A 12,025-nucleotide genomic window follows, 5' to 3' on the forward strand; every position below is an offset into this window, starting at 1 on the left:
AACGCATTGTTTATCAGGATACGCTACTTTGCAAGCTCAGATCAGACCAGTAAAGCACACGCCATTCCAGCCCGCCTGGTGGCTGAAGCATGCCCACCTGCAGACCATTTTTGCCAAATATTTAAGCCCGAAACAGCGCCTCAGCACCAGCGCAGAGATGTTTACCCTGCCGGACGGCGACGAGCTGCAGTTAAACTGGTTAGCTAACGTAGCGGCAGACGATAACGCACCGCTGCTGATTTTACTGCACGGCCTGGCCGGCGATATTAACAGCCATTATATTCAGGCCATGCTGGCACAGTGCCAACAGCTGGGGTGGCCGGCACTGCTGATACATTTTCGTGGCTGTAACGGCAAACCAAATAAGCTGCCGCGCGCCTACCATAGCGGCGATACTGCCGATGCGGCGCTGGTGATCAGCGACGTTAAGCGGCGTTACCCAAACCGGCCTTTAGTGGCAGTGGGCTATTCGCTGGGTGGTAATGTGCTGTTGAAGTATTGCGGTGAGCAGGCAGAGCAGAATCCGTTAACCGCTGCGGTAGCGGTATGTCCGCCGTTATCGCTAGCGGCTTGCGCCAAACGTATTAACAGCGGCAGCAGCAAACTGTATCAGCGCTATTTGCTCGGTCGGTTAAAACGCAGTACCTTGTTAAAGCTGCAGCAGTTTGCTGATTTCCCGCTGCCGCTAACACCACAGCAGGTGCAGGGTTTTAGCAGTATTGAACAGTTTGATGAGTATTACACCGCGCCGGTGCATGGCTTTTTAAATGCGCAGGACTATTACAGCAAAGCCAGCAGCAAGGCGTTTTTGCGCCATATCCGCATCCCCACGCTGATTATCCATGCCAAAGATGACCCGTTTTTAAGTGACGAGGTGATCCCTAAAGCTGATGAGTTAAGCCCGCATATTCAGTATGAACTCACCAGCGGCGGCGGCCATGTCGGTTTTGTGTATGGCAGTGTGCTAAAGCCCCGATTTTGGTTAAACCAGCGTATTCCGCAGTTTATTACTGAGCAGTTAAGCAAATGATTATTCCTTACACCGATATCGCCGAAGATACGTTAAACAACCTGATTGAATACTATGTGCTGCGTGAAGGCACCGATTACGGCGAGCATGAAATGGCGATGGCGGAAAAAGTGGCCATGGTAAAACGCCAGCTAAAAAGTGCTGAGGTGGTGATAGTGTATTCTGAGCTGCATGAAAGCATTAACCTGATGCCAAAGCAGCTGTTTTTGCAGCAGCAAGCCGAAGCCGGCCAGCCCTAAAACTGACTGGCCTTCAGCAGCACCATGGCAGCTGCCGCATCATCTGTTTGCTGTAATATCGTATTACCGGCCGCGCCTTTATAGTGACGAAACCAATGTTGCAGCTGTTCAATTACCCCCGGAAATTGCTGTTGCAGCTGCGCGACATCATGCAGCGCAGAAAACACCCCCTGCAGCGGCACAGCCAGTAGCTTGTCGTCTTGCTCGCCGTTATCCAGCATGCGCAGTACGCCAATAAGCCGCACCGGCTGCACAGTGCCTTGTGGCAGCGCGCTACCCAGCACTAACACATCCAGCGGATCGCCGTCACCACCGTGCTCTTTGGCCAGCATAGTGCCGCTAACAATACCGTAATTGGCCGGATACGGCAGAAAGCGGATTTGCCGCAAAGTGCCATCTTGCCGCTCCCATTCCAGTTGCAACGGTTCGGCCTTATTTTGCTGCCATTTGTCGGCGCTGCCGGCGGCAATTTCGATTAACACATTTACGCTGCCATCGGCATTGATTGCTGTGGGCAGGGTATTCAGCCCGGTACTTAATGCGGTGCGATCCAGATACTGCCGGCTATCGCAGCTTACCGGCATACCCCGTTGTTGCAGCGCTATCGCCAGTTTGCCAGTACTGACACTGTTGCCGCTGCGCTGGCACAGTAAGTCGTTAAGCTGGCTGTAATGCTCGCCGCCACGCCAGCCCAGGTCTGCGGCGTTAAAGCCGGCAAATACCCTGGTGGTGGTAGTTAAACCGGCTAAATGACCATGTATACGTTCCAGCCATTGCAGATACTCCGCCGCGCTGTAATAGCCCGGAAATTGCAGGCCGGGCTGCTGGCGTAAATATTGCGCCCAATAAAATTCAACAAAAGGGATGGCGGGTTCCGGTTTAGCCCAGACACCTCCGTGCAGAAAATACAGCGCTGCACGGTAGGGGTCGTTTTCCAGCCCGGCGCGGCCTAAGCTGGTTGGTAGTTGTTGATAAGTCACCGGCTTGCCGGCGGCGTTATACAACCAGGCATTCCCCTGTTGTTGCAGGCGTCGCCAAAATGCTGCCGGGTCGGCTTCATGATATTCCGCTGTGATTAAAACGGTTACCGGAAAGTCTGCACCACCTTGCGGCATATCATAAAAGGCAGAAAAGCTGTGATGGCCATCAGTTAGATATAACTGCTTATCCGGGCCCAATACAGCGGTTTTCAGCTGTTGCAGTTTGCGCTTGTGCTTACCGGCATTGTCACAGCTATAGCTATCCGGTTTATCCGGCGTTGATTCTGCCGTAAAACTGACTTTTTTACCCCAACCAGCACTTTCGCACAGATCAGCAAACAACGCCCGGCGGTTATGACGGTACAGCGCCAGTTTGTAGTTCACCTGTTCGTGGGCAATAACGCTTTGCGTCGGCTGCAGTTGGCCCAGCGTGGTCTCTATCACGGTGTTGGCCTGCCATTGTGGCTGTGCCAAAGCAACACCACTGCAAAGCAGCAACACAGACAAGGATAAGCGATAGCAATACGGCACAGTATGCACTCCTGACAACAAGCCAAAGCGGCCGAGCTTAAAAGTAGCAAATGACAATAGCATGACAATAACGGCAATTGCTGCCTTTGTCATGTTAGTGACATACCAATGTCACCCTACTGCAATCTTGAGTTGTTAACATTTAGCCAGAACTTAAAATTATATTAAGGATGTCAATATGTTATCTGGCAAGAGCAAGTTATCATTCAGCAAGCGGCCTTTAGTAAACAGCCTGGTACTGGCGCTTACGTTACCGGTTGCGGCCTATGTTCAGGCTGCCGGCGTGGTAGAAGGGGTGGTACAAAAAGCCGGTAGTGGCACAGCACTGGCCGGTGCTTTAATTAAAGTGAGTGGCACTGAGCAGCAGGTGTTTACCGATGCATCGGGCCGCTTTGTGCTGCGAAATCTGCCTGCCGGTAACGTGACATTGGATGTCAGCTACATTGGCTTACCGCCACAGACACAGCAAATCAGCGTTACAGATAACAGTAGCAGCAACATTATTGTGCAACTGGACGAAGTGGAGCGCCTGGCCGTGGTAGGCCAGCGTCAGGCACAAAATAAAGCGCTAAACCTGTACCGCGCCTCAGATGCTATCACTAACTTTATTGCCTCTGATGATATGGGTCAGTTTGTTGACCAAAACGTGGCTGAGTCGCTGCAGCGTTTACCCGGCACGTCGATCAGCCGTGACCAGGGTGAAGGCCGCTTTGTCAGTATTCGCGGCATTGCTGCCGGCTTAAGCTCTGTTACGGTAAACGGTATGCGTATTGGTACGCCGGAAGGCAGTTCGCGCGCGGTACCACTGGATGTTATTCCTACCGGTTCTATTGAAGGTATTTCGGTAACCAAGGCGCCGACACCGGATATGCCGGGCGATGCCATTGGTGGTGCTATAGATGTGAAATCAGCCTCTGCCTTTGAGAAAGACGGGCGGCAAATACGGTACCGTGCTGAAGCCTCGTATAACGACCTGAGCGGTGAAACCAGCCCCAAGCTGAGCCTGAATGCCAGCGATACCTTTAGCTTGTCCGGCGACAGCAAAGATTTTGGTGTGGCCTTTGGTATCAATTATTTAGACCGCAAGCTGGAGTCTGATAACGTAGAAGCCGAATACGATATGGTGGATTATCAGGACGGCGAAGCCTTTGCTTTAATAGAGCTGCAGCAGCGCAAGTACTTTGTTAACCGCGAACGGATTGGTGCCAACCTGAACCTGGAATACCGGCCGGACAGCAGCAATAAGTATTTTGCCAATACTGTATTCAGCCGCTTCAGCGATGCTGAAACCCGGCAGCGCAGTATTTATGTGTTTGAAGACGGCGCTTTAACGGATTTTGACGGCAGTTCGGCCACGGTGAGCGAAATGGCACCGGATGCGCTGCGCCGGCGCATTCGCTACCGTACCAAGGAGCAGGACACCCTGGCACTGAACCTGGGTGCTGAGCATATTCGCGACAGCTATACGCTGGATTATTATGCCGGTGTGTCGACCACCCGCGAGCGGGTATTAGATGAAAACGAAGGCCGTTTTGAGTACACCGGTGACGAGCTGGATGCAACCTATTCGATAGGCAACGGCGTGCCAAATTTTGCCATTTTACGCGACGGCGTTGCTGATACCACGCATCTGGATAACGCCAACTATGAATTGGACCGAGCGGTACTGGAGCCAAAAATCATCGATGATGATGAATACAACCTGGGTGCCAATATTGAATTCCCTTATGCTTTTGGTAACAGCAACCTGACGTTAAAAGCCGGTGCAGACTTGCGCTGGAAGCAAAAAGACACCAATACCGACATTATTGAATTGCGCCGCACGCCGGATGCAACATTGGACCAGTTTACTACCGGCGCACCCTCTTATGGTTTAGGCAATCTGGGTCAGGGCATCAGCTCTGCTGCTTATATCAACTTCTTCAACCAAAATCGTGCTGACTTTACCGCCCGGCCACAAGATGAAGCTGAAAACACCCAGCTATCGTTGGGCGAAGACTTTGTTGCCGATGAAGACGTGCAAGCCGGTTACCTGATGGCCACTTATGATGCCCAAAACTGGCGCTTAATTGCCGGTATGCGGATAGAGCGCACAGACTATTCTGCCAGTGGTAATCAACTGACGTTTGATGAAGACGGTGAACTGGCTGTCAGTAGCCGTTCGGTAGGCAGTGATTACACTAACCTGCTGCCGGGTTTGCATTTCAGCTACGACGTAGCTGAAAATATGGTGCTGCGCGCAGCCTGGACCAATACCATAGCCCGCCCAAGCTTTAATGATATTTCACCGCGTGCTCAGGTAAATTTAGAAGATAACGAAGTTGAGCTGGGTAACCCGGATTTAGACCCGTACGAAGCGGTAAACTACGACCTGTTGCTGGATTGGTACTACAGCGACGGCAGCCTGTTGTCGGCCGGGGTGTTCTATAAAGATATCGATAACTTTATTGTTGAGCTAACCAGCAATGACGTGGCGGAGTTTGCCGGGTTTGACGTTACCAGGCCGGTAAATGCCCTTAGTGCCAGCGTAAAAGGCTTTGAATTTGCCTGGCAACACAGCTTTACTCAGCCGGCGTTGGCCGGAGTGTTAGTGGGGGCTAATTTTACGTTGCTGGACACTGAGCTTGCAGTAACAGAGCGGACGGGTGAAAGCTTCAGCTTGCCGGAATCGGCAGAGCAAGCCGGTAACCTGTATCTGGGTTACGAAGACGGTAAGTTTAGCACGCGTTTAAGCGTGTCATATCGCGATAAGTTTTTAAGCGATGTTGGTGATGACAGCAACTATGATATCTATGTTGCGGCCCATACCCAGGTTGATGTGACAGCCTCATACAAGCTGAGCAAGCATGTTGAACTGGTGGCAGAGCTGGTAAACCTGACCGACGAGCCATTAGAATTGTATCAGGGCAGTTCCGCCTATACTTACCAGTTTGAAGAATATGGTATGACTTTCGCGCTGGGTATTAAAGGCAAATTCTAACCTGTTTAGCCAACTTTGCACTACGGGCCACCCCAAAGAGGGTGGCTCGCTTTTTCTGATAGCAGCCTTTATACTGCTGCGGTCTTAGTAAAGCGGAGTGTTGTAACTAACCTGTATGAGCCTTTTAATTGCTTTTGTCGTTCTGTCAATAGCGGTATCCTTTGTCTGTTCTATCCTCGAAGCGGCCCTGCTGTCGATTACCCCAAGTTATATTGCCCAACAAAAACTGACCCGGCCTAAGCTGTATGAACAGCTCAAAGTGTTAAAAGATAAGATTGACCAGCCACTGGCGGCCATTCTTACACTAAACACTGTGGCCCATACCGTCGGTGCTACCGGTGTTGGCGCCCAGGTGACTATAGTATTTGGTGACGGCTATCTGGGGATTGCCTCGGCGGTAATGACCATTCTTATTCTGGTGTTGTCGGAAATTATGCCAAAAACCATAGGCGCGCGTTACTGGCCAAAACTGGCACCGGTATTGCCTTTGATCCTTAACAGCATGATTACACTGTTAAGGCCGTTTATCTGGTTATCAGATCAAATTATGAAGCTGTTTGGCGGTGGCCGGCATGAGCATGACCTGCGCCAGGAAATTAAAGCCCTGACAGTGCTGGGCCGCGAGCTGAATAAACTGGATGAAGACGAGCAGCGCGTTATCGCCAATATTCTGGATTTACACGACATTAAAGTGCGCGACATTATGACGCCGCGCACCGTGTGTGAAACCGCCGCGCCGGATGAATCCTTAGAGACGTTTGCTGAACGGGTGAAAGTAGGCCAGTTTTCACGTTACCCGGTGCTGGATAAAGACGAAGCGCCGCTGGGTATCGCCTTTCGTTACGACATGCTGAATATTACCGACCAGAAAACCGTGGCTGATTTAATGAAGCCGGTAAAAGTGATTTCCGACAAAATGAGTGCTGAGCAGCTGATGACGCAACTGATGCACGAGCGCCAGCATATGTGTTTAGTCTACGACGAATACGGCACCTGGCTGGGCCTGGTTACCATGGAAGATGTGATAGAAACTATTATCGGCCAGCCGATTATGGATGAAACCGATGATATCCCCAATATGCGCCGCTTTGCCAAGCGCCGTTGGGAACACAAACTGAAAAATATGTCTGAAGACTAAACCAGTGCAGAACAAAAAACAGGCCGCAATTGCGGCCTGTTTTGTTACTGCGATAGTTATATCTTAAACTTGCCGACCAACTCGTTAAGCTCTATTGCCAACCGGGATAACTCGGTGGCACTGGCGGTGGTTTGGTTGGAGCCTGCCGCGGTTTGGGCGGCTAAATCGCTGATGGTTACGATATTGCGGTCTATTTCCCGTGCTACCTTCGACTGCTCTTCTGCCGCGCCGGCGATAACATGGTTTTGATCACTGATAGCCATAATGTTCTCAGCGATCAGCTCCAGCGCATCTGCGGCTAACTTCACCACATTTTGCGCATTATCGGCGTTACTGCTGATTAGCTGCATGGCATTTACCGCTTCTTTGGCAGACGATTGCACCTGCTGGATCATTTGCTCAATTTCGCCGGTAGAGGTTTGGGTGCGGTGCGCCAGGCTACGCACTTCATCGGCCACTACGGCGAAACCACGGCCGGCTTCACCGGCACGGGCTGCTTCTATGGCCGCATTTAATGCCAGCAGGTTAGTTTGGTCGGCGACATTGCGGATAACTTCCAACACCTGATTAATCGATGAGACTTTTTCAGCCAAAGTATTAATAACCGCAGTGCTCTGACGCACATCGGCGTTCATTTTTTCAATGACGCTGCGGGTTTGTACCACTTTTTGCGTGCCGTCTTTGGCTAAAGTGGCAGATTGCGATGAGGCTTCCGAGGTTTGCAGCGCGGTACCGGCTACTTCATCTACTGCCGAGCTCATCTCGGTTATAGCAGTAGCGGCTTGTTGCACTTCATCGTTTTGCAGTTGCAGCGCCTTGGCCGATTCGTCGGTAACCACGTTTAGCTCTTCTGCGGCAGAAGCTAACTGGTTAGAAGAGCTGGCAATATGGCTGATAGCATCGCGCAGTTTTTGCTGCATTTGTTGCAGCGCCTGCGCCAGTTCGGTTAATTCGTCACTGCCGTCCACCGTCAAAGGTTGTGTCAGATCGCCATCAGCAATATAGCGGGCTGACAGTACCGCCCGTGCCAGTGGCTGATTTACACTGCGCGATATCATTATTGCAATACCAGCAGCAATGACTATTGCAACAATAATCAAGGCGATAACAGCCCATCTTGCATTCTCATAAGTGGTGATGGACGATTGCCTGGCTTCCTCTGCGGCTTTATGATTTATGCTTGCCAGCTGTGCTAATTGCTGTGCAATTTCAGTTGAAATTGGGTTAATTTGATCCAACAGGTCTTGCGCTGCACCAAGTTCCTCTTTCAGCAGTAATTCTAAAGCTTGTTCCTGCAGGTTAAAATATTTCTGTCTGGACGTCTGGTACTGACCAAAAATAACCCGCTCCTGCGAATCAAAAATGGAGTCCTCGTAAGGTTTTTCGATACTTACAATCTCTTCCCGTAGTTTTTTGATGGTATCAAAAGTTTCTCCCTCTTGGGTAATGTCAAGAGATAACAATAATCGTAACGTTAAAGCCCGATTCTGATTAATTATGGTACCAAGTGAGCCAATACCTGCTACGCCAGGCACAACAGCAGTCTCTACGAAATCAGCCTGAGCCCTCACCTTTGATATGCTTTGCAAACTAAACAAACCTGTAATAGTGAGCAGCAGTGCCAAGGCACCAAAAGCCGCCAACAGTCGTTTTTGTATGGTGATAGTTCTGAGCATTACTTACCTCTGATTGCGGTTTAATTTACCTTACGGCATTACTATATCGGCCAAAACCGGGAGAGACTGAAAAATTTCTTTCACTTTAGCCTGTTGCAGGCAGTGTCGCCAGCATTGGATGCATTTTTACCGTCAGAGTAATCTGCTTGTCATACGCAGATATAAAAAAGGCCGCTTGCGCGACCTTAGTTGTTTGCAAAGCTGTTTTACAACTGCGGTCCGGCTGCCACTAAGGCTTTACCTTCGTCGTTATCGGTAAACTTAACAAAGTTATCAATAAAACGCTTGGCCAGGTCGCGGGCTTTTACGTCCCACTCTGCGGCGTTAGCGTAAGTGTTACGCGGGTCCAGAATAGACACATCGTCTACACCGTGCAATGCAGTTGGCATCGCCAGGTTAAAGTGTGGCAATTGGACAAATTCCGCATTTTCAATGCTGCCGTCTAAAATGGCGTCGATAATAGCGCGGGTGGCTTTAATCGAAATACGCTTGCCTGTACCGTTCCAGCCGGTATTGACCAGGTAGGCTTCAGCGCCGGATGCTGCCATACGTTTGCCCAGCACTTCTGCATATTTAGTCGGATGCAGGCTTAAAAACGCCGCACCGAAACAGCTGGAGAAGGTTGGTGTAGGTTCGGTAATGCCACGCTCGGTACCGGCCAGTTTGGCGGTGAAGCCCGACAGGAAGTGGTACTTAGCCTGGTCTTTGGTTAACTTGGATACCGGCGGCAACACACCAAAGGCATCCGCGGTTAAGAAGATAACCTTTTTCGCATGGCCGGCTTTGGATACCGGCGTAACGATATTATCGATATGGTAAATCGGGTATGACACCCGGGTATTTTCGGTTTTCGAGCCGTCGTTGTAATCAATAGTGCCGTCGGCCAGTACAGTGACGTTTTCTAACAGCGCATCGCGGCGGATGGCGTTATAAATATCCGGTTCGTTCTCTGCTGACAGGTTAATGGTTTTAGCGTAGCAACCACCTTCAAAATTAAATACCCCGGCGTCGTCCCAGCCGTGTTCGTCATCGCCAATCAGCTGGCGCTTCGGATCGGTCGACAGCGTGGTTTTACCGGTACCGGATAAACCAAAGAACACCGCCACATCGCCGTCTTTACCCACGTTGGCCGAGCAATGCATAGAGGCGATACCCTGCAGCGGTAAAAAGTAGTTCATCATGGAGAACATACCTTTTTTCATTTCACCGCCGTACCAGGTGCCGCCGATCAGCTGAATACGTTCGCTCAGGTTAAAGGCAACGAAGTTTTCTGAATTTAAGCCATGCTTTTGCCAATCCGGGTTGGTGCACTTAGCGCCGTTCATCACAATGAAATCCGGTTGGTAAGTTTCCAGCTCGGCATCAGTCGGGCGGATAAACATGTTCTTGACGAAATGCGCCTGCCAGGCCACTTCGGTAATAAAGCGTACTGCTAAGCGCGTATCGGCGTTGGCGCCACAGAAGGTATCGACGACAAATAAGCGTTTGCCGGACAATTGCTGCGTAACCAGGGCTTTTAAATCAGCCCAGACGGCGGGGGTTATCGCTTTATTGTCGTTTTTACCTTGATCAGACCACCATACGGTGTCGCGGGTGGTGTCATCGCGCACTATGTATTTGTCTTTTGGCGAGCGGCCGGTAAAAATGCCGGTATCGACTGAAACCGCGCCTGATTTGGTCAGTTTGCCTTGTTCATAACCTTGTAAATCACTGCGGGTTTCTTCCGCAAATAATTGATCATACGAAGGGTTATAAATAATTTCCGTGACATCTGTGATGCCGTATTGGCCCAGATCCAGCTCGGACATGATGTAACTCCTAAGGGTACTGTAGGTAAGGGTGCAGTCTCTGGCGGACTTAAATTTCCGGTGCTTTTGTCACGAAATGTTGTTTTTCTGCGCAAAAACCCGACGGCATAATAGCGTTTTTCCAGCAGAAAAGATAGGTAGCAATTGCGTTGATTTGGCTAAAAACCGCGTCAGCACTGGTATGCGGCAAAGCTATGCAGTATTTGTGGGTAGTTATGAAAGCTTTCAGTTTCAGGCTGTAAGGCTGCGTTCTGTGGCCCTGGCTTTGATCAATTGCGGCCACGGAATACTGGCCTGGCCCATTACCATAAAATCGGGATTAGCCAGGGTGTCGCGCTGGTTGTAGCTGAGCGGGGTAAATTCACTGTCGAGAATTTTGCCACCGGCTTCCTCGACGATGATATGCACAGCACCGGTGTCCCATTCGCCGGTAGGGCCCAGGCGCAAATAACAATCGGCTTTACCTTCTGCCACCAGACAGCTTTTTAGTGAGCAACTGCCTAATGCGATATATTCCACGTCATGTTTGCTTTGCAGTAAATCGACAATAGGTTGCAGCGGTTGGCGCCGGCTGATGGCGATTCTCAGCGTTTCACCGGCCTGGTGTTGGTTGACTTTGATGCGGTTAATGAAATTGCGTTGTTGTTTAAAGGCGCCATGGCCACGGGTGGCGTAATACAGCACGTCTTCTTTTGGCCAGTAAATAACGCCCAGCGCCGGCCAGCCGTGTTCTACCAGCGCGATGCTCACAGCAAAATCGCCGCTTCTGGCCACAAATTCCTGGGTGCCGTCCATCGGATCAATCAGCCAGTAACGTGGCCAGTGCTGGCGTTGGGCTAAAGGCACAAAATAGGATTCTTCCGAGATAATCGGAATATCGGGTGTTAATTCAGATAAGCGGTTGATAATGATCCGGTTGGCCGCTAAATCAGCTGAGGTAACCGGGCTTAAATCGGCTTTTTCCTGCTGCTCAAAGTTACCGCTTTGGTACAACTGCCATAATTCTGCCCCGGCTTCGCGGGCCGCAGATTTTACGGGGTCAAGCAGTCTGCTTAAAAACATCCGGGTTCGCTTCCAAATATTGCTGCGCTAATAACAGGGCGGCGACACTTCTGGCTTCAGTAAAATCGGCCTGCTGTAATAAGGCGTCACTGTTATGGCGTGACCAGGGCACTAATTCCAGCGGTTCCGGCTCGTCGCCTTCAAGGCTTTCTGCATATAAATCAAAGGCCAGAACTATATGCATTGTAGCATTAAAATAGCCCGGGGCTAAGGCCAGCGATTTTAACTGCACAAAACGACCGGCGCCAAAACCAATTTCTTCTTTCAGCTCGCGGTTGGCCGCGCTGATAATATCTTCACCCGGGTCAATCAAGCCTTTGGGAAAACCCAGCTGATAATCGTGGGTACCGGCGCAATATTCACGGATCAGATAAAAATTATCCGCATCAGGGCAGGCGATAATCATCACCGCACCACGGCCGCTGCCACGCATGCGCTCGTAGGTGCGCTGTTCGCCATTGCTGAACTGCAATTCCAACTGCTCAATTTTAAATAAGCGGCTTTGTGCCACGATATCTGCAGTTAAAATTTGTGGTTTTTGTTTACTGTGGTGTTTATCGTCGTGCCGCTGCGTCATGCTG

The 12,025-nt window shown here is 50.6% G+C and carries 9 protein-coding genes; 4 read left to right on the top strand and 5 right to left on the bottom strand.

Annotation, left to right across the window (positions count from 1 at the left end; genetic code table 11):
• Nucleotides 1–28: 28 nt before the first annotated feature.
• A complete protein-coding gene (locus ACTZWV_RS18595; protein ID WP_444787985.1) occupies nt 29–1,030 on the top strand; it encodes a hydrolase in 1,002 nt (333 codons plus the stop codon).
• Entirely contained in the window at nt 1,027–1,269 is a 243-nt protein-coding gene (locus tag ACTZWV_RS18600) for a YheU family protein (protein ID WP_444787986.1), read from the top strand. Before ACTZWV_RS18595 ends, ACTZWV_RS18600 begins: the two co-directional genes overlap by 4 nt.
• Here ACTZWV_RS18600 and ACTZWV_RS18605 read toward each other — a convergent pair.
• The gene (locus ACTZWV_RS18605) at nt 1,266–2,873 is read right to left on the bottom strand and encodes a ParB-like protein (protein WP_444787987.1); all 1,608 of its coding nucleotides are present in this window, start codon (nt 2,871–2,873) and stop codon (nt 1,266–1,268) included. The genes ACTZWV_RS18600 and ACTZWV_RS18605 overlap by 4 nt on opposite strands.
• A gap of 85 nt (nt 2,874–2,958) precedes the next feature.
• On the opposite strand from ACTZWV_RS18605, the gene ACTZWV_RS18610 reads away from it, so the two are divergent.
• Together ACTZWV_RS18610 and ACTZWV_RS18615 are read left to right on the top strand one after the other, a co-directional pair.
• Entirely contained in the window at nt 2,959–5,760 is a 2,802-nt protein-coding gene (locus ACTZWV_RS18610; protein WP_444787988.1) for a TonB-dependent receptor, read from the top strand.
• A 115-nt stretch (nt 5,761–5,875) separates the two neighbouring features.
• Nucleotides 5,876–6,898: a CNNM domain-containing protein gene (locus ACTZWV_RS18615; protein ID WP_444787989.1), complete on the top strand. Its 1,023-nt coding sequence runs from the start codon at nt 5,876–5,878 to the stop codon at nt 6,896–6,898.
• 56 nt (nt 6,899–6,954) lie between these two features.
• Here ACTZWV_RS18615 and ACTZWV_RS18620 read toward each other — a convergent pair whose 3' ends face one another.
• From ACTZWV_RS18620 to nudE, 4 genes are all read right to left on the bottom strand, one after another.
• A complete protein-coding gene (locus ACTZWV_RS18620) occupies nt 6,955–8,574 on the bottom strand; it encodes a methyl-accepting chemotaxis protein (protein WP_444787990.1) in 1,620 nt (539 codons plus the stop codon).
• Nucleotides 8,575–8,780: 206 nt separating this feature from the next.
• Entirely contained in the window at nt 8,781–10,382 is a 1,602-nt protein-coding gene (gene pckA, locus ACTZWV_RS18625; RefSeq protein ID WP_444787991.1) for a phosphoenolpyruvate carboxykinase (ATP), read from the bottom strand.
• A 231-nt stretch (nt 10,383–10,613) separates the two neighbouring features.
• Complete coding sequence (gene cysQ / locus ACTZWV_RS18630; RefSeq protein WP_444787992.1) at nt 10,614–11,444, bottom strand: 3'(2'),5'-bisphosphate nucleotidase CysQ; 831 nt, start codon at nt 11,442–11,444, stop codon at nt 10,614–10,616.
• Nucleotides 11,422–12,021, bottom strand: a complete 600-nt coding sequence (gene nudE, locus ACTZWV_RS18635; protein WP_444787993.1) for an ADP compounds hydrolase NudE — start codon at nt 12,019–12,021, stop codon at nt 11,422–11,424. The genes cysQ and nudE overlap by 23 nt, the downstream gene beginning before the upstream one ends.
• Nucleotides 12,022–12,025 lie beyond the last annotated feature (4 nt).

This window comes from Rheinheimera sp. NSM, assembly GCF_052380015.1.
Lineage (GTDB): Bacteria > Pseudomonadota > Gammaproteobacteria > Enterobacterales > Alteromonadaceae > Alishewanella.